The sequence below is a fragment of the Allofrancisella inopinata genome (assembly GCF_012222965.1).
Lineage (GTDB): Bacteria > Pseudomonadota > Gammaproteobacteria > Francisellales > Francisellaceae > Francisella > Francisella inopinata.
The window spans coordinates 322,673-346,627 of sequence record NZ_CP038241.1 but is presented as its reverse complement, the minus strand read 5'-3'; the positions used below and the strand labels follow the sequence as shown (position 1 = coordinate 346,627).

The following is a 23,955-nucleotide window of genomic DNA, read 5'->3' as shown; positions in this document are numbered from 1 at the left end:
TTTTATAATGCAACTACAAAGCATAAATAAAACTCTTTTTTAGAAAAAAATTAGAAAAAGGTAAAAAATGGCAAAAAATTTAGTGGTCGTAGAATCACCAGCAAAAACTAAAACTATCAAAAAATACTTAGGAAAAGATTTTGATATCTTAGCCTCGTTTGGGCATGTAAGAGAGATCCCTTCAAAAGATACTTCGATAGATGTAAATGATAACTTCAAAATTAAGTATGTTATTAACGATAAAAGTAAAAAGCATATTGAAGCTATAAAAAAATCTGCTCAAGAAGCTGAGAATATATATCTTGCTACTGATCCAGATAGAGAAGGAGAAGCTATATCATGGCATGTTCAAGAAATTCTTAAAAATGCTAAACTCCTAAAAGGTAAAAATGTTTATAGAATTAGCTTTAATGAAATTACTAAAACAGCCGTATCTAATGCAATAGCTAACCCTAAAGAAATTTCTATGGATCTTGTGAATGCTCAAAAAGCTCGTCAAGCTTTAGATTTTCTAGTTGGTTTTAACCTATCTCCTCTGCTATGGCGTAAGATTACAAGCGGGTTATCTGCTGGAAGAGTGCAAAGTCCTGCCTTACGAATGATAGTAGAACGTGAAATTGAACGTGAAAATTTTATCAAAAAAGACTATTGGAGTCTTACTGCAGATACTTTTAAACAAAAGCAAATACTCGCAAATCTAACAGAATTTAACAAAACCAAAATAGAGCAATTTAGCTTTACCAATGAAGAAACAGCTCTAGCAGCTAAAAAAATAATTCTTAGTGATGCTAATGGATATCTTATAGTTGATGAAATAACAGAGAAAACACTAAGAAGAAATCCATATCCTCCTTTTATAACTTCAACTTTACAGCAAGAGGCAGCTAAAAAATTAGGATTTACTGCTAAAAAAACCATGTCTGTTGCACAAAAACTCTATGAAGGTATAGACCTTGGTGATGGTGAGTCAGTTGGTCTTATTTCATATATGAGAACTGATTCTACAAATTTATCTAATGATGCCTTAAATGACATAAGAAACTTCATAGAGTCAAAATATCAAAAAGGCATGCTGCCAAGCAAACCTCGTGTGTTTAGCAAAAAATCCCAAAATGCTCAAGAAGCACATGAAGCTATACGAGTAACAGCAGCAAGTAGAACTCCAGAATCTATCAAACAATATCTAACACAAGATGAGTTTAAACTATATAGTTTAATTTATAACAGAACAATAGCTTGCCAAATGAAGCATGCTACTTTAAACAGCACTTCTGTTGATTTGATTACAGAAAATAATAAACACAAATTTAGAACTACTGGTACAGTTATAGTTGATGCTGGTTTTTTAAGCTTATATAACGTTGAAAAAGATGAAGATGAACAAGATGATTCTGAAAGCCAGCAAACTTTACCAAAATTTGAAAAAGGTGAAAAGGTCAAACTTAACGATATTATAAGTAAAGCCCACTCGACAGAACCTCCCCCAAGATTTACAGAAGCCTCTTTAGTCAAAGCTCTTGAGAAATATGGTATTGGGCGACCTTCTACTTATGCCAGCATCATATCCACACTTCAGCAAAGAGATTATGTTGAAATTGAGAAAAAAAGGTTTATTCCTACAGATAAAGGCAGAGTTGTAAATAAGTTTTTAACAGAGTATTTTAAAAAATATGTAGAATACTCCTATACCGCAGGGCTTGAAGAAGAGCTAGATGAAATTGCTAATCATAAAAATGATTATTTGAGTGTTTTGAATAATTTCTGGCAGCCTTTTATAGAAAGAATAAATAAAATCTCTGAAGAGGTATCTCGTAAAGATGTTGTTCAAGAAGTAATTGATGAAGACTGTCCAGAATGTGGCAGTAAACTATCATTACGTTTAGGTAGAAATGGTCGCTTTATTGGTTGTACAAATTATCCTAAATGTACTTATACAAGACAAATAGTCGGTGTAGGTGAAGAACTAAAAGAAAAAGAAGAACCTACCGTCATCGAAGATAGAAAATGCCCTAAGTGTGACTCTGATTTACATATAAAACAAGGTCGATATGGAAAGTTTATTGGTTGTTCTAACTATCCGACTTGTAAACATATGGAACCACTTGAGAAGCCTAAAGATACTGGTGTAGTTTGCCCTAAATGTAATCAAAATCATATAGTTGAAAAGAAATCTCGTAAAGGAAAAGTGTTTTATGCTTGTTCAGGGTTTCCAAAGTGTAAAAATGCATATTGGTACCCTCCGATTAAAGAGCCTTGCCCTAAATGTAATTCACCTATACTTTTGCATAAAATCACAAAGAAAGATGGTGAACAAAAAGCATGCCCAAACACAGAATGTGACTATGCTGTATCTATATAAACTAAACTTTAAGAAGATTACCAAACAATACGGATAAAACACTTACAATTTGTCTTTTAAAAATTTCCAATATTCGTAGTCATGTTGTATAATACCAATTCAAATAGCTATAAAAATATAATAACTTGGACAAGAAAAACGAATATATAGAAATAAATTTTATGAGTTTTTTTATTCTTCTATATAAAAATTTTAAAACATTAATATTGTCTTTTATTTTGTTGCTGACTTTAGCTGGTGGTTTTTTATATTACAAAGGAAGCAAAGAAACTGGTATCGTACTTAAACAAATGATACAAGTTCCATCCTATTTTGATGGGAGTCAAAACCTACATCCAATAATAGATTACGATAGAATTAATGTTATTTTGCAAAATATCTTAGAAGAGATTAAACAGTCTGCTTATGAAGACAAAATGTTAAAAAATATACGTTTGCTTTACCCAATGGTCAAGTATAATATTGATATTCAAAGACAAGTACGTACAATAAATGGTCAAAATTCTATAGAAAATAAAAAAATTGTAAAGGATGCCAATTATAAGCTAAAACAAAAATATGACCGACAAAGGTTATATTTTACCCTGCTAGCACAAACAAAACTGTCAGATGTAAAGCAGATGTCTCAATTATATCAAGATATAATGAGGAAGTTCTCCGAATCGAAGCTTATAAGTAATCAGGTTCAACTTTGGAAAAATAGCATTGAGGTAAATATCAAAGAATCATCTGAGATGATAGCTGAATATAAAGAATTACTCAAGCAAGATGAGGTATATTTAAAAGAGCTTATGTCTGAAAAATCAAAAGGTGATGTCATAGAAGCACAAGCTATGAAAATTAAATATATAACTATAGTCGATGGATTGAAAAAGCAAATATTTTCATTAAAGCAATCTATTGATAAAAACAAGTTAAAGCTTAGTTCATCAAATTCAGAAGTATTAAGTTTTGGTGGAATTATACAACAGCCTGTCGTGTATGTGGTAGCAAAGAAGTTAATCTTAGCTAGTTTATTATTAGTTATTATCGGCTCTTTAACAATAACATTATTTGTTGCTTTCTTTAAAAAAGTAGCTAACGAAGCAAAAAAACCTGGAAATTAATATGAAAGATTTAATTATTGATACTGATTTATTGGATAACACCAAAGTGATTAAGGTTAAAAAAGAATGGTTTTCACCAAGTTATTCTAACATCACATCTCACCACCTTCTAATAGAAGCCGACAAAACTTTTTCTAGCTTCCAAGAAATCAACGTGAGTATGGGCCTCCTCGGTAGTTAAATATCATCTATCCGGTTGACTAACACCTTTCCCCTTGTTATAATTTTTCATATTAATGCTAGTCTACACAATTTGGGTGGTAAGTGCTTTTTGCAAAGAATTTATTTAATTTGCATTATTGTCGACACCCACATCAATTATATTACTTTTAAGGAGACAATCATGACCCCAAACCTGAAACCAGTTAATCCACCTACATATTTAATAGACTGGGAACCCCCAAAATTTAAAAAGCACCACCCCCAACTATCAAATACAATTGAAGGTAAATTATTTACATCTTTAAACGAATTTTTCACTTCTTATGGAGTGAGTTAGTGCTTCTGGCTGAATATTTTAGCTCTTAAACAAATGAATTAGAGATATATTTGTAGTAGTTATTAAAATATTTTATTTGCATAATAATTTCTTTATTATTTCTATCTCTATTCGCGTATCAACCCTTACCATTTTTTTTAGCTTTATAATTAATAGTAAGTACTCATAAAGTTGGTTGATTTTTATTAAAAAGTTTAACTCTGTAGAGCTTCTAATAGCATAAACCCCTTTTCGAGAGATTTTTACCCCTAAAAATTCAAAAGGTTTCGCATTTGGATTATTAAAATTTCTATAGTCCGTCTTATCAGGGTGTTCCTCTAATTTTAATTCTTGAAGTATTTGCTTAACTATTTTCACAGCTTCTCTAAGCTTGTGTTTTGTAGTAGCCATTATAATAAAATCATCAGTGTATCTTTGATAAATAACACCACCTAGGTTCTTCATAGCTAAATCAAGCTGATGCAGATAAATACAACCTAACACAGGAGATAAAGGTGATGATTTTGATATTCCTTTTTTAATTTCTATATAGCTTCCATTTCGCCATTCTATTCTATCTAGATGCGTTTTTATAACTTTATGTTCATAGAATGTAGAAAATTTAGTAAGCTTTTGTAGTAAAATATTATGATTTATAGAGTTGTAGAATTTTTTAATATCAGTCCTATAGATACACTTATGGGTTTTTATATATTTATTGACTACTGAAAAAGCCTGCTTAACTCCACTGTTAAGTTTATTTGAAACACAATTCTTAGAAAAAACATTCTCATATCTTGATTTAATATCTTCGGCTAAAGTTTTAAGCACTAGCGAAACTTGAGAACCCCATATACAAAGCATTTCTCCTGTTTTTGAATTATTTATTACTGTAGCAGGTTCAAAAAAATAGTTACCAGAATTTAGTAAATTATTTATATAAGTAATATTTTCCTTATTGGTATCTATTGCGCGTTTGAAATGCCAATAATCACTATTATAGTGAGATTTTCGTCTATTTCTAAATAACCATGATAAATGTTTTTCCACTTTAAGCATGCTAGGCTCACTTAAAGAAGATTTTTGTTAATAATATTTTCGACCATTTTTATTAAATTATCTATTTGAAATCCAAATTTATTAGCAGGTCTAGTAATTTTATATAGAGGAATGTTTTTAGCAAGTTGAGTATTTAGCTTAAAAAATTGTTCCTGATACCCCATTCTTTTAACATATCCCTTACGATAAGTATGCTTTTGAAGTTGGGTTAACTTTATTATGCCTTTTAGTTCCTCTATTTTAAAACTATTATCATCATGATTTTCTAATAGAAATATTGCTCTTATTACCCTAGGTTGTAAACAAATATTTGACGTAATAGGATAAGAATATTTATTTACTAAGAGTCTTATTTTATCAAGATTTTCTGTATTTATGTTTAGAATATTTGCTGTATCATGCCAAACTTTTAGCCTTGGTATGCCCGGTTGTACTTCTAGTTTGTCATTTATGACTGCTAAATCATCAGCAATAAACGGATATCCATTTTTATAAAAAGCTGTTGATATAGTTGATTTACCAGCTCCAGAGTCTCCTGTAAAAACTATACAGCCATTGTTAACTTCAATAGTATTACCATGAATTATAGTCTTCCCTTGTTGATGAATCAAAGCACCTATTCCAGAGCCAAATAAATATAAACATACTGTTTGTAGGTCAGCATTTGTATATAGCTCAACGGTAATATATTTACCATCATGTATGTGTATCCAGGCATTACCTTTTATATGTAGCCAAATATTGTTTGGTTTGACTATAGTGTGGTTATTTGTATTTTTCATATCATCTGGTAAGTGTTTTTTTACTTCACCAAACCTTATAAATACATTTGCTTGATCTTTGAGCTTGGATTTTTCTTGACATACTGGTAGCTGAATCTCACTAGCTATTATTAATCCAAAAATATTGTATATGTACATGTTAATACATTTATTCCTTTAAAGATTGTCTAACCATACCTTAGCGATATGATCGTTTTGGTCATAACTAAAAGCTCTATATAGTATTTCTATATCCCAATTATAATTTGCTTCTATAATTATTTCTTCTTTTGACGATATTATAATATCAAAAGCAACGGCTCTAATATTAAGTTTCTTGTGGGCTTCTAAACATTTATTAATAGCTGAGCGTATTCTGTTTTTTAAATTTAGTGGTATTTTTATATTCTCAAAATTTGCTTTATCTTTAAAATCTGGCATATCAGCTAGATCAATATCTAGAGTATTTATATCTAAAGGCAATATGTTATAAAACTGTTGCTTGTTATCATTCTCTAAAAGAGGTATCTCTAATTGAGTATATATGACTTGTGGGGATAATTTAGTACTATCTATAGAAGCTGTGATAATACGTAAAGTTGTAGCATCGTTATGATATTGAGATAATTTTTTTATTTCAATATAGTCCTCTAAAAAGGTTTCTACTAAAATATCCTGATCCTTTGAATAATGACTTTTAAGAAAAGCCAAAATATTATCTTTGCCAACTATTTGCTTTTTATCAACCAGAGTAGTAAGTTGATAATTGGAATTATTATAGTCAATATACAAAGCACCGATCGAACGATTTGCTATATTAGGTTTGCAAAAAATCTTTGTTTTCTTAAATAATATATCTGCCGAATTTGTTAAAATTTTATTAGCTTTAGCTTTGTAGCTGTAGTTAGTTTGGATACCTTCCTCTTCTAAAAAATTTAAAAAAGCATATTTATCTGAAATGAGCCTGCTGTCTTTTTTTGAAGCCTTGAGATTTCTATCACTATATAAATGTAAAAGACTATTTTCTTTACTATAGAAAAAACCTAAAGGGTTATTTTTATAGAGCTTATATTTAAAATAATAAGATGGTGCTATAAAATGTGTTAAGCTCAACTTCAAGAGTCTTAAGAAAAGAAAGCTTCTATTTTTAATAGACGCTTCGCATAATTTTTCTTTTGTAGTATTTTTACTAACTCTATAACTATTAACCCAAGCAAAATACACAACCCATTTAAAAATAGCTAATAGGTTAATAATAACCAAATCTACTCTTTTGAAATTTTTCAAAAACACAGCTCGATGTGCTTTTATATAGTTATCTGTTGACCTTGTAAAATATTTATAACTAATAATAAAAGTAGGCTGTTTCATATATACTATACGAGAAAAAAAAGGCTTTATTTTTTTTATCATTTTACTGTTAAACCAAAGTGCTTTAGCCATAGGTCTATATTATTAATATTAGAAATATTTCTATTGATCACCATAGTAATATTTTTATCAGGTTTATTAGAGTTATTATAGTTAGTTATTTGTGTTTGGAGTTTATCTAAATCTATCAATTTGGCTAATCCTAAATGCAGATTATTATTTAAAGTTAGCTTAGGATGAATATCTGATTTGTCTAAGAAAGGCTCGCCCATATATTTACTTCTTTTCCAAATGATTTTCTGAGGGACTACCTTTTCTACAGACTTTCTATGTAGGTACCTACCATAGCCATTATGAAATTTTAGGGTATTTGGCATAGATAAAAAAGTTTGGATCAATTTAACATCTAACAATGGCCAAAAATAATCAATGCCATACGCAGCAGCCATTAATGAGCAATTATCTGTGCGTGTTGGCACGAATGCGACCCATCTTTTTTGTAAGGTGAACTCATCTAGATTTGTATATCCATTGTCAAAACTTCCTACTTCAAAATACCTATTTTTCAGGTGGTATTTTTTAATAAATTCATCTTTGACACAGAAATAAGGCCACCTTGATTTAAATGCATTTAACATCTTAAAACTCTTCTTACCTCGTTTAATATTATTTTTTAGTAAAAAACGTAATATTCTAAGAGGTTTTGTTATAATATTACCACCAAAATGACGAAATATCCCTTTATAATCTTTTTTAGCAAGTAGCTCAAAAGCAACTAGGTCACCATGAATAGATGTTACAAACTCATCCCCACCAAAACCAGAAAATAAACTTCTAACCCCATCTCTTGAAGCGTTTTTATAAAAAATTTCATGACCCGTGGCATTACCATGCTCAACAGGAGCTCCTAATATATCTAGGGGGTTTTTATTATTAATTTCATCATAACTATTTCCAGAACAGATAAAAGCATTTGGTAAGTTATAGACTTGATTAACAAGTAGAGCGTACTCAGGCTCTTGGTCTAAACGAGTAAATCCATAAGTATAAAGCTCATATATTGGTTTGTTAAAATATTTAGCAATATATGAAGTTACAGTAGAAGAGTCTATTCCACCGCTTATTTCACTACCAATGGGGTGGTTAGTATTAATAAACCTCTCAGTAACTGCTTTTTTTACTTTTTCCTCATATTCTTCAAAATATTTTTCATCATCTTTTAAATATTTTTTTTCTGTAGAAAATTCAAAGTATTTTTGTTTTTTATAGGTGTTTTTTGATACTTCTAAAAAATAAGCTGGAGGAACTTTAAAAATCTCATTATAAGCCGTTTTCTCAAAATCCATATTTGTACCACCAGCTAAAAGTCTACATACCCATTCTTGGTTTGCAGATATATTTATTACCTCTAAATAATTAAATATAACTTGAGAAGAAGAGAAAATAAAAATATCTTCATTTAAGTAATAATAGAATGGTCTAGTCCCCATATGATCTCTAACACAGAGAGCTTTATCATTATCAGTATCAAAAATTACAAAGGAATAATCTCCATGCAAGTATTTTGGGAATGTATCTGTGAACTTTTCACATAAACGCGCGATTAATCCTTCATCTGTAATTTTATCCGAATAATTAAGTTGTAATTTTGAAAAAATCTCTTCACGATTATATAGTTTTATCCAACCAACAATAATAAGATTTTTATATGAAAAAATATTATTATTTGATCCTTTGTCTATCGCTTGGGCAAGCCAGTAATTTTCATTATATACTGTCTTAATTGTTTTTCTTTCAGGGTCAATATTTAATATTCTTTTTGATCCATCAGTTATATCTTGAGGAATATTATCTAATTTACTATTTTTTCTAAAAAAAATTCCGTGAAACATAATAGTCCATATATATTTAAATTGTTGTTTTAAATTCAATTGAGGTGATAGTGCAGCTTATATTATAGCTTTTGCAACCATGACCATCTCCACCAATAACTACCTTATCACCCACCTTAACCCATGCATGAGCTAAAAAAGGTTTTTCTTCTTGATTATACTTTTTTATTCCAATATGAATTACGTAAGGTATTTTATAGTATTTTAGTAAAGTTTTTACCATAATTGCTTCAATAAGACACTTAGATTCCCATGGAACGTATTTTGATACAAGCGTAGCTGTTTTACTAATTTTATATGCTATTATAATTTGTTGCTCATTAGCCGGAATACAAAGCTCTTTGTTCTCATACATATAACCCAAATACCAAAATATCTTCTTTAAGCTTAGTGTTAATGATGCAAATCTAGCTACCCCGCTTATAGGATAAAGTATTATAAACCATATTTTCCTTTTTAAAGGCATTTTGAAAGCAGTTAAAAGCTTTCTTAATATTTTCTTGGCAATCATTTTTCTATAAATATTGCACTATTATCTAATAGTTCAGTTAGAAACTTTAAAACATCTTTTTGACACTGTTCTTGAGAGACGTCATACTCTTGAATTAACTGTTTACAAATATCCTCACAGGTAGTTACAGTGTCTAATAGCTGCCAAATTCTATTGCCAATTTCTCCTGTACTATAATAAGAGTTATTATCTATATTCATCATTATAACCTCATCGTCAATTTCTGAGCTATAGAAGTCTTTATTTCTATATATTTTATCCTTTATGCTTAGATTATTCATATTGTCTCCTATGTATTTTATTTGCTGAGTGAAAAAATTTCATTAAATCGAGAATCTTTGTGGTTGCTTAATTCATCGTAGTTTCCTTGCTCTATAATTGTGCCCTTATCCATGACTAAAATGTTATCTGTAGCTCTTAAAGTTGATAATCTATGTGTGATAATAATTATAGTTATTTGCCCTTTAAGCTTTTTTAGAGTCTCATATATTATTTCTTCATTTTGCATATCTAGAGCACTTGTTGCTTCATCAAGTAATAAGACTTTGGGTTTTCTTAATAGAGCTCTAGCTATGGCAAGTCTTTGTTTTTGACCTCCTGATAAATATACTCCCCTATCTCCTATGATAGTATTTATATCATTAGGAAGCTGTGTAACAAAATCATACAAGGCTGCTAATTTTAGAGCTTCATAAATGTCTTTGTCTTTAGCTTCTGGTGCTGCCCATAGAAGGTTGTCTTTAACACTTTCATTAAAAAGGTATGTATCTTGAGGCACATAACTTATAGATCTTCTCCAGCTATATGTATATTTTTGGTCTAATATAATATCATCAATTTTTATGTATCCTTCATCTACAGTTAAAACACCTAATAATAAATCAGCAAAAGTACTTTTTCCAGCGCCAGAATGTCCTACAATAGCTACTGTTTGGTTGGCAAATAAGCAGCAGTTTAAATTATTTAATACTTTCTTTTTTGCATAAGAAAAACTGACATCTTTGATCTGAATTTTTTCTTTTAGTTGCATCTCTATGCTTCTCTGCGGAGCTTCTTGGTTTTCTTCAAGTTCTACCATCATGTTTTTTATTTGTATGTATATCGGAACAATATTTAAGACACGAAAATAGTTTTGTTGTATCGTCGCCAGGTTTGGTAATAGCCTTGAAAAAACTAACAATAATGCAATCATTGATACTAGTTGTATTTTAAATATAATTAGAGCAGTATAAAAAAATATAGCTATTACTATAGCTGAAGATATTTTTACAAATAAAGAAACTATTTTTTGTGAACGTATAAATTCCATTTGTACAGCTTCACTTTGTTTATTTAGAGTATCAAAGTGATCTATATAATTATCTATCGCATTATAGCTTTTTGCTAATTTTATTCCATCTAAAAAGGAACTAAAAGCGCAATGAATTTTTGTATGAATAGCAAAATTCTTCTGACCATTCACTATAGGATTAAACTTGTACGTTATAGCAAAAACTAGCAAAGATAAAAATATAGTAAGTAACGTTAACCATGGAGATATCACTAAAGCAAATAATATATACATAAAGGCTATAAGCAAAGCTGATATCATTTGAAAACTGAATATTGTTAAGGTAGATATTTGAGATAATCCACTAGAAAATAAATGTTCAATATTTTTTATTTTATTTCTTATTAAATAAGACCAGCCAGCATGAGCTATTTTGTAGTTAAAATCTTTTTTTAAATTATAAAGATAAGATTTTTTAAATGAGTTTGTGACGGTTGTATTTATGTACTCTACTATAGCTGCTAGCGTTATTAAAAATAAAAAAAAAGCTAAAACAATAAAAACTGAAACTTCTTTAGGAAGTTTAGTAAATGTTGGCAGACTTGTATTTACAAAGTATTGGCTTTCATTACTCCAGCCAAAAAAGTGAAATAATGGTATAAGCAACAATAAACCTATACCTGCACAAAAAATATTTATAATTGTTAGGATACAACCAATTACGAATCTATGCGGAGAATGTCTTATCACGTCTTTAATATATAAGTAAAAATAATATATATTTTTTGTATTATTCTTCATTACACTCATCTTCTATTAGTTTTACTAAGCTATCTATAGTTGATTTTGTTCGAATATTTAAAACTTTAAAAAAAGTTGCTTGAGTGGCTAATACTATAATTGTTTTTGCTATATTTATTTTGTCATTTTTATCTAAGCTAGTTAAATCACTTCCAAAAATGCAGCTTTGTAGTAAGGTTATTTTTTTTATGCCCGTAATTTTTTCAATCAAATTTTTATTTTCTAAGTTTTGTTCTTTAATTTTAAAGATATGTTTTACTTCTAATTTTTCATTACAAAAAGGAGCCTTCCAGTAAAATCTTTTTAAGTTTGGACGAACTTTCAGTAGCGTTTCACTATCTATTTTAAGTATTTTTGTAGCTTGAAACCAAAGTTTTATGTAAGGAAAAGCAGGTTGAACGTATACTTTATTATTCTCTATCGATAATATACAAAACTGATCTGATAATATTTTATAATCTCTTTTTGCAAAGGCAGCTAATAGAGTAGATTTACCTACCCCTGAGTTACCTAATAGTAAATTGGCAGTTTTACATTTTTTTGTAAAAGAGCACCCTCTTAAAATAACTCTTCCTTGCTTAGCAAAAAAATATGGTATCGCAGCGCTTACCAAAAAATTAGCTATAGTCTGTGTATCTACACCTTTGTAAGGTTGAATAAATATTTGATTGTTAGTAATTTTATAAAAACAAATATTTGGGATATCTAAGATAAGGTCACCCTCTGTATCTACACTTAATCCTTTATTTATTTGTTCTTTTATAGTAGGTATAAAATTATTTATAAATTCTATTTCAAGATCTGTTTGCTGTAAATCACAATTCTTAATACTATTTAAAAATGGTAAATCAATTTTAGAATTCAACTTTAGATCATAAACTTCATGTTTAAACATTACAATTCTATTAGGTATCTAAAATTACATTATTGTATACTATATGAAATTCTATGGGAATTTATTTATTAAATGAAGAAAATTAATTATAAAACTGTTTGGCTAGCCTCTTACCCTAAGTCTGGAAATACTTGGTTTAGAGTTTTTTTAACTAACTATATTAATGATTCTGATAAGCCAGCATCTATAGATGATTTAGAGCGAACCCCTATTGCTAGTTCTAGAGGCCATTTTGATCGATTATATGGAATAGACTCAGCAGATCTTTATTTAGATGAAATAGATGCCATGAGACCAGCTATGTATGATGATTGGAAAGCAAATGATAGTATACAATTTCATAAAATTCATGATGCTTACACTTACGTTAAAGAACAACCATTATTGGGTAATCCAGCCGGACAGGCGGCGATTTACCTTATTAGAAACCCTCTAGACGTTGCTGTATCATTTACTCATCATAATGGACATGAGGATGTGAATAAAACCATAAAAAATATGGCTCAGGAAGATTTTGCTCTTTGTAGCTCTGATAAAACCATGCCAAATCAACTTAGACAAAAGCATTTAACTTGGAGTAATCATGTTAAAAGTTGGGAAAATGCACCAATAGACAAAATTTTCCTTAGATATGAAGATATGGTTGTTAACCCTATAAAAGAATTCACAAAAGCAATAAAGTTTTTAGGGTTAGAAGCAGATGAAAAAAGGATAAAAAAAGCAGTTGAATTTAGTAGTTTTGAAAATCTAAAAAAACAAGAAGAAGAAAAAGGCTTCCAGGAAAAAGCTCCAAATGCAAAGAGTTTTTTTAGAAAAGGAAAAGCTTCTGATTATTTAGATACATTATCACAAGAGCAAATTAACCAGATTATAAAAGATCATAAGGAAATAATGGTAAGGTATGGTTTTGTCTAATTATAAATCAGATGTTACATTTCAGTTTCTTTTATATCTAATAAGAAAACATGTTCACAGATATAGGCATAGTTATGTCGACTCTTTTGATACAGAAAATATAAAGAAAGTTAATTTTGATAGATTATTCAAATTGATTACTTACCATAAAGTTGAGTTAATAGTCCTTCCAATTTTAAAAGATATGGATATACCAGGCTTTAATTATAGTCAGCTAAATTTGAGAACAAAAAAAATAGTAAAAAAGCAACTACTAATGGAGAAAATCCTTTCAGACATATTAGCAAAATTTGATGAAAATAAAGTAGAAAATATTATACTTAAAGGATTACCTCTAGATAAAAAGCTTTATGGAAATAAAGGTAAAAGGGTTTATAACGATATAGATATTTTAATAAAAGAAAATCAGCTAAAAACTGCACATAAGCTATTATTAGATCTGGGGTTTTGTTTTGATAAAGATCTTTTTTCTATTGAATTTATATCAAAAAACTCACTTGTTAGAAAAGGTCTAAAGGATATTGTATATATTAACAAAAAGTACAACATCACACTAGAACTTCATTGGAGACCTTTAATTATAGGAAATTTCAAATATGACATTTATAGTGAATGTTCAGAAAATTTTCAGTATGCTTTTAGGGCTTATCGGGTTCTAAAGAATGAGTACTGTTTATCTTATCTTGTTATACATGGATATAGATCTGCATGGCATAGAATTAAGTGGTTAATTGATATAATTAGTTTTATCCAAAATTTAGATTTTGATAAAAAGAAATTCCATGAAATTATACTAGAGGAATTTGGTGAATATAGATCAGTAATGGATTTAAGTAAGCTTCTTAAGGATTTTTTTAATTTTACAAGCAATATTTTAGTATCTAATAACGATAAGTTTTTTGATAGATATGCATGTAAATATAGAATAGAATATATTAAAAATATAGTATATAGAAATCCAGGTTTTACTCCATCAGTTTTTAAAAAAACTTTTTATCATATGCTAGTTTATCCAAATAAGTATGCTTACTTTAAAACATATATTATTTATTTACCACTAAAAAAAATGTATTTAATATCCAAAAAAAATTAGATTGTTATCTTGTAGCGAAATTTGTTTAATTTTTTGAAAACTTGTTAGTGGAGTGATAAGTGCAAACCCATTTAAAAAAACTAGAAAATGAATCAATACAAATATTTCGTGAAGTAGTAGCTCAATTTGAAAACCCAGTGATGCTTTATTCGGTAGGTAAAGACTCATCTGTATTACTTCACTTAGCTCGTAAAGCATTTCACCCTGGCAAAATACCTTTTCGATTATTACATGTTGATACCACATGGAAGTTTAAAGAAATGATCGAGTTTAGAGATAAGATGGCAAAAGAATATGATTTTGAGCTTCTAGTGTACATAAATCAAGATGGTATTGAGCAAGGAATTGGGCCATTTAGCCATGGTAGTGCTAAGCATACGGATATCATGAAGACTCAAGCCCTAAAACAAGCTCTGAATAAATATAAGTTTGATGCTGCTTTTGGTGGTGCTCGCCGTGATGAGGAAAAGTCTCGAGCAAAGGAAAGGGTATTTTCTTTTAGAGATAAAAATCACCGTTGGGACCCTAAGAATCAAAGGCCAGAACTTTGGAACATCTATAATGGTATGGTAAACAAAGGTGAGAGTATAAGAGTATTTCCACTTTCAAACTGGACTGAGCTAGATATTTGGCAGTATATTTATATGGAGAATATTCAAATACCTAGTTTATACTTTGCTAAAGAAAGACCTGTAGTTGAGTATGAAGGTATATTGATGATGATTGATGATGAGAGAACTCCTAAAGAGCTAAGAGAAAAGGCTGTCAATAAAATAGTCAGGTTTAGAACTTTAGGATGTTATCCATTAACAGGAGCTGTAGAGTCTGAAGCCGATACATTACCAAAAATTATTCAAGAAATGTTGTTAACTAAAACTTCTGAAAGGCAAGGTCGAGCTATAGATAAAGATAGTTCTGGATCTATGGAGAAAAAGAAGATTGAGGGGTATTTCTAGCTAATAGCTTTTGGTCGATAGTCGTTGGTTGATATTTGCTTAGTTAACATATTTTTTAATAGCGACTAGAAAAGCTTATGATTAACGACTAATTAACAAAGGCTAATAACTAAGGACTATTTATGAAATGTGAAAAATTAGAAGTGTGGGAAAAATCGATTAATATTTGTACAGAAATTTATAAGCTAATGGGCGAGTTACGAGATTATAGTTTTAGAGACCAAATAACTAGGAGTGCTCTCTCTATCCCTAGTAATATAGCTGAAGGTATAGAAAGAATATCAGATAAAGAAAAAGTCAGATTTTTAGATATTGCTAGAGGTTCTTTAGCTGAATTGCAAACTCAAATTATAGTTGGCACTGAAATTAACTATATTAATAAAGAAAAAAGCTCACAATTAATAAACCAGCTAGATCAAATAGGAAAGATGCTAACTGGCTTAATAAAATCCATAAAAGGCATCACTAATGACTAACGACAATAGACTAATAACTAACGACATATTAGCTTACTTAAAGCAACACGAACAAAAAGAGCTTCTTAGGTTTATAACATGTGGAAGTGTTGATGATGGTAAAAGTACTCTTATAGGTCGGCTTTTACATGATAGTAAAATGATTTTTGAGGATCAGTTAGCTGCTATACAAGAAGATAGTAAAAAAGTTGGCACTCAAGGTAACGAAGTTGACCTTGCTTTGCTTGTAGATGGTTTGCAATCTGAAAGAGAGCAAGGGATTACAATTGATGTTGCCTATAGGTATTTTTCCACAGATAAAAGAAAATTTATTATCGCTGATACTCCAGGCCATGAACAGTATACACGTAATATGGCTACTGGAGCTTCAAATTGTGATTTAGCTATTATCCTTATTGATGCAAGAAAAGGTGTACAAACTCAAACTCGTAGACACAGCTATATTTGCTCAATACTTGGAATTAAGCATGTTATTGTGGCTGTTAATAAAATGGATGCTGTAGAATACTCTCAAACAAAGTATAAAGACATACAAGCAGAGTATTTAAAATTAGCTGGTAGTTTAGAGATTCCAGATATTCGTTTTGCCCCTATATCAGCACTTAAAGGTAATAATGTTGTTACTAAAAGTGAGAATATGCCTTGGTTTAGAGGTTCTGCACTTATGGAATACCTTGAGACAATAAAAATTGATAATGCAGTTAATAATGAGTTTCGTTTTCCAGTGCAATTAGTCTGTCGTCCTAATTCTGACTTTAGAGGGTTCCAAGGTACAGTAGTTTCTGGTGAAGCTAAAGTAGGTGATATTATTCGAGTTTTGCCAAATGGTAAGATTACGACTATCAAGTCTATAGAAACTTTTGATGGACAGTTAGAGAAAGCAGAATGTGGTCAAGCTATAACAATTACAACTAGTGAAGAGATTGATATCAGCCGTGGAGATATGATTGTACATAAAGATGCTATTAGCCATGTTTCATCACGTCTTAAAGCACGTATTGTGTGGATGGCAGAGCAGCCAATGGTTGAGCATAAGGATTATTACATTAAATTTTTAACTAAGCAAACATCAATGAGTGTGGAAAAATTTGATTATAAAACAGACGTTAATACATTGGCAGATACAGATTGCGGTAAGCTTGAACTTAATGAGATAGGGGTGGCAAATTTAAACCTCTCTGAGAAGGTTTGTTTTGATGATTATCAAAAAAATAGAGCAACAGGTGCATTTATTATAATTGATAAACTAACAAATGTAACAGTTGGTGCAGGTATGGTACTTTCTCCATTAGCTGAAAAAATATTACCTGAAGCACCAGCTGAATACTCAGAATTTGAACTAGAATTAAATTCTTTAATCCGTAAGCACTTCCCACACTGGGGAACAAAAGACTTGAGAAATTAGTGTCTATAATCTATACATTATCTTGCATAGTAATGATTCCGTTGATTTATCCATTATACAGGAGAGTAAATGTCTAATATTGTTTGGCATAATGCAAGTGTCTTACACCAGGATAGAGTAAAGCAAAAAGGTCATAAGTCTGTGGTACTATGGTATACAGGCCTTAGTGGTTCCGGGAAATCTACTATTGCCAATGCTGTTGATAGAATGTTATATGAAAAAGGTTGCCATACTTATCTTCTAGATGGAGATAATATCCGTCATGGACTCAGTAAAGACTTGGGGTTTGATGAGCCAGACCGGGTTGAAAATATCCGTAGGATTGCTGAAGTTGCTAAACTTTTTGCAGATGCTGGATTAATTGTTGGCACAGCTTTTATATCGCCTTTTGTTTCTGAAAGAGAGCAAGCACGAGAACTTATTGGTAGAGATCAATTTATTGAGATATTTATTGATACTGATTTGTCAGAGTGTGAGAAAAGAGATCCAAAAGGATTATATAAAAAAGTAAGAAAAGGTAATATTACTAACTTTACTGGGGTAAGCTCTCCTTATGAGAAGCCAACAAATCCGGAAATCTATGTTAAAACGCAAGAAACATCTATAAAGGAGTGTGCTCAAAAAATTATTGATTATCTTGTTACTAGGGGAATAATCTAAGGTTTAAAAATGCATATAGATATATTTAACGGTGATGCTGACGGCATCTTATCACTAGTTCAGTTAAGAAAAGCTTTTTCCGTAGAACAATCTAACCAAAAACTGATAACAGGAGTTAAAAGGGATATAGATTTATGTAAGAAAGTTAGTGATTTACAAGCTCAAGGTTCGGAAATTACAGTTTTGGATATATCTTTTGATAAGAACGTTGAAGATATTAAAAGGCTCTTGCAATCTGCTAAGCAGATAAATTATTTTGACCATCATAAAGCAGATAAGCTTATTAGTCACCCTAAGCTAAATTTAAAGATAGACTTGACAGTAGATGTCTGTACAGCGTTACTTGTTAGCGAAAGTCTAAATAACGAACACCATTTATGGGCGATAGCAGCAGTTTATGGTGATAACTTGTTTCAAAAAGCAGAGCTAGAAGCAGATAAATTAAACTTAAGCCCAAAGCAAAAAGATCAATTAAAAGAGTTTGGGATTTTAATTAATTATAATGGTTATGGCAGTTCAATTGATGATTTGCATTATCAACCAGAAGATTTATATCGAGAGTTAATGAAATGTGATACGCCGTTTGAGATAATCGCCGATAAAAAATCTTGCTTTTATGTACTTAAAAAAGGCTTCGAAAAAGATAATGAGAATTTGGAAAAGCTAGGTATCCAAGAATTAGAGTATGTTAATTTTGTAGAATTACCTAATGAGCCTTGGGCTAGAAGAATTAGTGGTACTTTAGGCAATGACTTAGCAAACAGATATAGAGATAAAGCTATAATAGTTGCTACACAAAAAGAAAATGGTAATTATTTAATAAGTCTTAGAGCTCCTAAAAATAATCCTAAAGGAGCATCTGAGATTTGTTCGCAATTTTCCAATGGTGGAGGTCGAGAAGCTGCTGCTGGTGTAAATGATTTATTACCAAGTGAACTTACAGATTTTATAAAAAAAGTTCAAAGTTTTTATAATTATTGAGGATTAATCATGGAAAAAATTTGGGTAGTTATAGGCGGTGGAGTCGCTGGTATAACAGCAGTGGCTAAACTCTTAGATACAGGTGTAAAGGGTGAGAATATTTATTGGGTTTGCTCAGATTTTAGTGTAGGAGATCTTGGTAAAAAATGGCGTAATGTCTCTGGTAACACCTCTGTTAAGAGAGTTAAAGAGTTTCTTTTATCATATAAATTATTTGATTTACATGATAAGCAAGATAAATTTAGTATTTTTAGTATGCAAGAAGAAGAAACTTGCTATTTAAGAGATATAGTTATACCACTTGAGTATTCAACAAATATTTTGATGAATAAAGTCAACACATACAAAAATGTTGTAACAAATGTAGTATCTGATGAGTCAAAAGTATGCGTTACTTTGTGCAATAACCAAAATATAGTTGCTGATAAGGTTATTGTAGCAATAGGATGTGAACCTAAAGCTGCACTATATAAAGATATTGAAGAAATAAACTTAAAAATTGCTCTTGATCCTAGTAAACTTGTCAATAAGGTAACTTCCACCGATACTGTAGCTGTTTTTGGTTCATCACATTCTGCTATTTTAATTTTAAAATCTTTAGCAGAAATAGGGGTTAAAAAAATTATAAACTTTTATATTGAAGATATAAGTTATGCAGTTGAGACGCCTGATGGAATTATAAATGACAATACAGGACTAAAAGGGGTTGCAGCTAAATGGGCAAAGCAATATTTAGAACAGGGCTTAATAGAAAACTTAATCCAGGTAAAATCTACGAGAGAAAATATTGGTGATTTTTTGCCAAAGATTAATAAAGCTATTTACTCAATAGGCTTTAAAAAGCGTAAACTTTATATAAATGGTATTAGTGATAGAGATTATGATAAAGAAACAGGAGAAATAGTCAAAAATGTTTATGGTTTTGGTATAGCATACCCTAGTTTGAAAAAAGACTTATCTGGGAAGTATGAATATCAAGTTGGAGTTACGAAATTTGTTAAGCAAATAAATGAAAGTATTAAATTATGGGAACAGTAGAGAGTGTAATGGAGATTAACGCTATTAAAAAGTTTTGTGCACAAAATTATTATTGGGAAATTTATACAAAAGAGCCTTTCCACTTAACTGTGTAAATTCAGTTACATGAATCTCTGGATTCTATCCTCAAACTCAATAGCGAAATAAGGCATAGCCTCATTCCAATATCTGACAGGCATAGACCATTTTTTAGTCAAATAATCTATAGCCAAGTACAAAGATTTGAAAACAGAGTCATCCTTAGGAAACAGCTTTTTATTTTTAATAACTTTCCTAAACTGACTATTAAGCGATTCTATCGCATTAGTAGTATAAATAACTTTACGAATTTTTGGTGGGTATTGCAAGAATACGGTTAAATTATCCCAGTTATTTGTCCATGATTTTGAAATTAAAGGATATTTAGCGTCATACTTATTTGCAAAGTTATCAAGTTCAGATTGAGCTATTTCAATGGTATCAGCATCATATATTTTCTTTAACTCTCTAGCTACCTCTTTTTTGTCTTTATATGGCACATACTTAAGACTATTACGAATTTGATGAACCATACAAAGCTGATGCTTTGTCTCAGGGTATATAGCTTGTATAGCATCAGACATACCTTTTAAATTATCAGTACATGCTATAAATATATCCTGTAAGCCTCTATTCTTTAATTCAGTAAATACTCCTAGCCAATATTTAGCACCTTCATTTTGACTGATCCAAAGACCTAATACATCCTTATGACCAGTTAACGATATGCCAAGAGCCACATACACAGCTTTATTAATAATATGCTTGTCTTCTCTAACTTTAACGACTATACAGTCAAAAAACACTATTGGATAAACTGACTCTAAAGGTCTATTTTGCCATGCTTTAACATCATCAATAATAGCTTCTGTAACATCACTTATAAAGCTTGTACTTATCTTTGTATCATATAACTCAAATAACTGTTGTTGGATATCTGTAGTACTCATACCTTTAGCATACAAAGATATTATTTTTTGGTCTAATCCATTTATCTTTGTTACTCTTTTGGGAACTATTTGAGGCTCAAAGTTACTATCTCTATCTCTAGGAATTGATATATCTATATTACCAGTATCCGTAGATAAACTTTTATTACTATAGCCATTTCTAGCATTTGAAGAGTTACTGCGTTGATGCTTTGAGTAGCCAAGATGACTATTCATTTCTGTATCTAGTGCTTTTTCTAATAATCGTTTTGTTAGTTGCTTTAGCAAACCATCTTTCTCAAACATTTGATTAACATCAACACCTGAATCTATTATTTGATCTGCAATAACTGAGTAAATATCTTCTGACTTCTTATTCTTAGACATCGTTTCTATCCTTAATATTTTGCTAGATATAATCTAGCAGGTTAATTAAGAATTTACACATTTATTTGGAAAGTCCCATACAAAATTATTTAACTAAATAAATTTCTTTTGATATCTACATTATCGATAAAACTATTAGACCTAGAGTAACTAAAATCATTACTTTTAGGCCTAATAACTAATGCGGACATCCTTAAACCATCATCTTTTATATACGGGACTCCGACATTTAATTTACGATCATTTATATGCTCTTCTAAATTTAAATATACAAAATCTACAATAAGGCTAGTTGAATACTTTTCAGCTATCACTTTTGCTACAAATTTCCAACTTAATATTGCTGTTTTCATTTTTGATTCAAAAGCCTTATATCTATACTCTGTTAAATCTATGGGACCACCAAGGAAAATCATAGAGTCTTTATTTTTCAAATCTAATAGGGAAATCAAATTTTCCAAAAATCTTATCGCTTCAAATTTATTATAGCTATCAGATGGATGTCTTATAGGATGTCTTATGCCTGCACAACTAAAATTAAACCTATTCGTCATACAGTAACACAATCCTCGTATCATAAATATCTTATCAAAATAGCTTGTTTTTTTAACCTGCGAGATAATATTTTGACGGTTATCTACAGGCAAAATATGAATTTTAACTCTAGCATTCCAAAAAGAGTTCGTAGAATACCTTTTAATCTTAGATAGCGGATATCTTATATCTATTCCTCCCATCCAAACTTCTTCTGGAAAAATATTATCATTAATAACTAAAGATTTTACGTGACTATCAATAAGGCTATGATTATTATAATCAGCTAGAAATAGAGCTCTTCTTGTTGGTATAGTATTATTAAACTGCTTTTGCCCTCCAAATGATGACGTCTCCCTCATCAAGCCATTCATATTTTGATATGAAAAAAAAACGTCAAAATGAGAACTATAGTTACTTATCATATCTTCTCTTATTATATTAATTCTGCCTACCTTCATATAAAATAATGTAAATTTATTTTTATTTATTAAAATTATAATTTTAATTTATTGCTAAATCCACAGCGGTGAAAAAATTAAAGGCAAAATTACTATACAGAATAAGCTACCAAAAATTGCCAATCTAGTAACTAAAAGAGCTAACCTAGATACTTCTGTATTTCTATATCCACTAGGTTTAAAAATTGATAAACAAAAACCAACTACAAATACGCAACCAAATAAACCTAATGATGTTTTAAACATAGCATTTAACATACCGTCTATCATTCCAGCTGTTAACATCATTATGAAAATACAGTAATATGGATTTTCACATATTTCTTTACGCTGTTTAAATAAGTTCTTAATGGCAGTTAAAATAACTACTATAGCCGTTGCAAATGCTAATATACCCCACTGTGACCAAATTTCTAACAATAAATTATGGGGATAACCAGCAGAATCATATCTAGTAATAGCTAAATAATTCCACTGGCCTACTCCTGTAAAAGGGTATTCAAGGCCTATCTTAAAGGCTTCTATCCACACTGGTATACGCCCAGATGTATCATACCTAAAAATAGTAGAAACCTCCTGATTTGGGACTGCCATAATATAGTTAATATATATAAAATTAATAGCAATCGCTATAACTATACTTACAGTAAAAACCTTCAATACTAGCTTAAACATTTTACGATTATAAAATGCAAGTAATGGAAGTATAATTATGTATTCAGCGATGACTGTCCTAAAAGCATGATTAATAAGCACAAACCAAACCATAATCAAAGCTACTAAAGAACCTACTTTAAATATTGCTCTTAAGTTAATAAACCAAGGCAGTAATAACAAAGGAATAAACCAACTAAAATAGTTATCTAAAAATCGAGGATTCAGGCAGTTATATGTATATAACAAGACCTTCTGAATATTACCGGCTATTACTTGACCATAAATAGAAAAATTAGACAAAAACAAATGCAAAAACAAACTGCCACCAAAAAATATTAAAGACAACAAAACTATCGTGTAAAAATTTTTTATCGCAGTAGTATTTTGGCTAGTATAGTGTGCAACGAACGTTACACAAATAAATTGTAAGAAAGTAACACTTACTCCCTTAAAAGCTATCGAGGGGGAGATAGCAAAAGATGATGAGATTAACCCAAATATGAAAAACAAACCTATCGAGATTTGGACCAATTTACTAAAGCTTTTAAAATAGTTTATTAATTTAGCTAAAAGTTTTGTATTAAAGATGATTGCTATACTACAAATACATAAAGTATAGTAGAAAATAAGATACCTCACCTTAAACAAATAAAGATTTTCTGAGAGAATATCGTTTAAATAAATTGTCTTTCCACCAGATGAGGTTTTAATCAAATTTAGGGTACTATAAGGCATAAAAGGCATTAGAAAAACTATAAATAAAGATATACATAAAAAATAGAAGATTATATCTTGGTATGTTATCTTTTTAAGAAAATTTAGCATTAGGTAATATTTCTTTATTACTGGAATAAACAGTTTAACATAAATAGAAGTCACAAGCTTCTATCTTTAAAAAACTGTAATACCAATTCCAACATAAAGGGACTGTTGCAAGCTGGC

22 protein-coding genes are annotated in these 23,955 nt (G+C 29.9%); 11 read left to right on the top strand and 11 right to left on the bottom strand.

Features of this window, described 5'->3' with window-relative positions; translation table 11 throughout:
* Positions 1-67 precede the first annotated feature (67 nt).
* The 3 genes from topA (at position 68) to E4K63_RS01550 (ending at position 3,646) form a co-directional block, all read left to right on the top strand.
* Positions 68-2,359: a type I DNA topoisomerase gene (gene topA, locus E4K63_RS01560; RefSeq protein WP_133942081.1), complete on the top strand. Its 2,292-nt coding sequence runs from the start codon at positions 68-70 to the stop codon at positions 2,357-2,359.
* Positions 2,360-2,520: 161 nt separating this feature from the next.
* Positions 2,521-3,465: a hypothetical protein gene (locus tag E4K63_RS01555; protein ID WP_243830492.1), complete on the top strand. Its 945-nt coding sequence runs from the start codon at positions 2,521-2,523 to the stop codon at positions 3,463-3,465.
* Position 3,466: 1 nt separating this feature from the next.
* Entirely contained in the window at positions 3,467-3,646 is a 180-nt protein-coding gene (locus E4K63_RS01550; RefSeq protein ID WP_133942083.1) for a hypothetical protein, read from the top strand.
* 390 nt (positions 3,647-4,036) lie between these two features.
* Here the strand turns inward: E4K63_RS01550 and E4K63_RS01545 are convergent, their stop codons facing one another.
* The 8 genes from E4K63_RS01545 to E4K63_RS01510 are packed head-to-tail and all read right to left on the bottom strand — an operon-like array spanning position 4,037 to position 12,503.
* Complete coding sequence (locus E4K63_RS01545) at positions 4,037-4,993, bottom strand: reverse transcriptase/maturase family protein (protein WP_243830493.1); 957 nt, start codon at positions 4,991-4,993, stop codon at positions 4,037-4,039.
* A gap of 20 nt (positions 4,994-5,013) precedes the next feature.
* Positions 5,014-5,922, bottom strand: coding sequence for a phosphoenolpyruvate carboxykinase (ATP) (locus E4K63_RS01540; RefSeq protein ID WP_133942085.1), 909 nt, complete (start codon positions 5,920-5,922; stop codon positions 5,014-5,016).
* A gap of 18 nt (positions 5,923-5,940) precedes the next feature.
* Positions 5,941-7,176 carry a hypothetical protein gene (locus tag E4K63_RS01535; RefSeq protein ID WP_133942086.1) on the bottom strand — a complete coding sequence of 412 codons (1,236 nt, stop codon included), beginning with the start codon at positions 7,174-7,176 and terminating at the stop codon, positions 5,941-5,943.
* Complete coding sequence (locus E4K63_RS01530) at positions 7,173-9,026, bottom strand: asparagine synthase-related protein (protein ID WP_133942087.1); 1,854 nt, start codon at positions 9,024-9,026, stop codon at positions 7,173-7,175. Before E4K63_RS01530 ends, E4K63_RS01535 begins: the two co-directional genes overlap by 4 nt.
* 16 nt (positions 9,027-9,042) lie before the next feature.
* Positions 9,043-9,537, bottom strand: coding sequence for a lasso peptide biosynthesis B2 protein (locus E4K63_RS01525; protein WP_133942088.1), 495 nt, complete (start codon positions 9,535-9,537; stop codon positions 9,043-9,045).
* Positions 9,534-9,818, bottom strand: coding sequence for a lasso peptide biosynthesis PqqD family chaperone (locus E4K63_RS01520; RefSeq protein WP_133942089.1), 285 nt, complete (start codon positions 9,816-9,818; stop codon positions 9,534-9,536). The genes E4K63_RS01525 and E4K63_RS01520 overlap by 4 nt, the downstream gene beginning before the upstream one ends.
* Before the next feature lie 17 nt (positions 9,819-9,835).
* Positions 9,836-11,608 (bottom strand): ABC transporter ATP-binding protein, encoded by a 1,773-nt coding sequence (locus tag E4K63_RS01515; protein ID WP_133942090.1) that lies wholly within the window; start codon positions 11,606-11,608, stop codon positions 9,836-9,838.
* Positions 11,598-12,503, bottom strand: coding sequence for a serine/threonine protein kinase (locus E4K63_RS01510; protein ID WP_133942091.1), 906 nt, complete (start codon positions 12,501-12,503; stop codon positions 11,598-11,600). The genes E4K63_RS01515 and E4K63_RS01510 overlap by 11 nt, the downstream gene beginning before the upstream one ends.
* Before the next feature lie 72 nt (positions 12,504-12,575).
* Here E4K63_RS01510 and E4K63_RS01505 point away from each other — a divergent pair, with 72 nt between their 5' ends.
* The 8 genes from E4K63_RS01505 (at position 12,576) to E4K63_RS01470 (ending at position 20,027) form a co-directional block, all read left to right on the top strand.
* The gene (locus E4K63_RS01505; protein WP_133942092.1) at positions 12,576-13,418 is read left to right on the top strand and encodes a sulfotransferase domain-containing protein; all 843 of its coding nucleotides are present in this window, start codon (positions 12,576-12,578) and stop codon (positions 13,416-13,418) included.
* On the top strand, positions 13,405-14,511 hold the full coding sequence (locus tag E4K63_RS01500; RefSeq protein ID WP_133942093.1) for a nucleotidyltransferase family protein: 1,107 nt from the start codon (positions 13,405-13,407) through the stop codon (positions 14,509-14,511). The genes E4K63_RS01505 and E4K63_RS01500 overlap by 14 nt, the downstream gene beginning before the upstream one ends.
* A 59-nt stretch (positions 14,512-14,570) precedes the next feature.
* On the top strand, positions 14,571-15,467 hold the full coding sequence (gene cysD / locus E4K63_RS01495; protein WP_133942094.1) for a sulfate adenylyltransferase subunit CysD: 897 nt from the start codon (positions 14,571-14,573) through the stop codon (positions 15,465-15,467).
* 122 nt (positions 15,468-15,589) lie between these two features.
* Complete coding sequence (locus E4K63_RS01490) at positions 15,590-15,943, top strand: four helix bundle protein (protein ID WP_133942095.1); 354 nt, start codon at positions 15,590-15,592, stop codon at positions 15,941-15,943.
* On the top strand, positions 15,936-17,348 hold the full coding sequence (cysN, locus tag E4K63_RS01485; RefSeq protein WP_133942096.1) for a sulfate adenylyltransferase subunit CysN: 1,413 nt from the start codon (positions 15,936-15,938) through the stop codon (positions 17,346-17,348). Before E4K63_RS01490 ends, cysN begins: the two co-directional genes overlap by 8 nt.
* A gap of 69 nt (positions 17,349-17,417) precedes the next feature.
* Positions 17,418-18,008 (top strand): adenylyl-sulfate kinase, encoded by a 591-nt coding sequence (gene cysC / locus E4K63_RS01480; RefSeq protein ID WP_133942097.1) that lies wholly within the window; start codon positions 17,418-17,420, stop codon positions 18,006-18,008.
* Between the two features lie 9 nt (positions 18,009-18,017).
* Positions 18,018-18,989, top strand: coding sequence for a DHH family phosphoesterase (locus E4K63_RS01475; protein ID WP_133942098.1), 972 nt, complete (start codon positions 18,018-18,020; stop codon positions 18,987-18,989).
* 9 nt (positions 18,990-18,998) lie between these two features.
* Positions 18,999-20,027, top strand: a complete 1,029-nt coding sequence (locus E4K63_RS01470) for an FAD-dependent oxidoreductase (RefSeq protein ID WP_133942099.1) — start codon at positions 18,999-19,001, stop codon at positions 20,025-20,027.
* A 101-nt stretch (positions 20,028-20,128) separates the two neighbouring features.
* Here E4K63_RS01470 and E4K63_RS01465 read toward each other — a convergent pair whose 3' ends face one another.
* From E4K63_RS01465 to E4K63_RS01455, 3 genes are all read right to left on the bottom strand, one after another.
* Positions 20,129-21,361, bottom strand: coding sequence for an IS256 family transposase (locus E4K63_RS01465; protein ID WP_179965676.1), 1,233 nt, complete (start codon positions 21,359-21,361; stop codon positions 20,129-20,131).
* A gap of 89 nt (positions 21,362-21,450) precedes the next feature.
* On the bottom strand, positions 21,451-22,356 hold the full coding sequence (locus E4K63_RS01460) for a hypothetical protein (protein WP_166666905.1): 906 nt from the start codon (positions 22,354-22,356) through the stop codon (positions 21,451-21,453).
* A 54-nt stretch (positions 22,357-22,410) separates the two neighbouring features.
* On the bottom strand, positions 22,411-23,838 hold the full coding sequence (locus E4K63_RS01455; RefSeq protein WP_243830497.1) for an O-antigen ligase family protein: 1,428 nt from the start codon (positions 23,836-23,838) through the stop codon (positions 22,411-22,413).
* Positions 23,839-23,955: the final 117 nt, after the last annotated feature.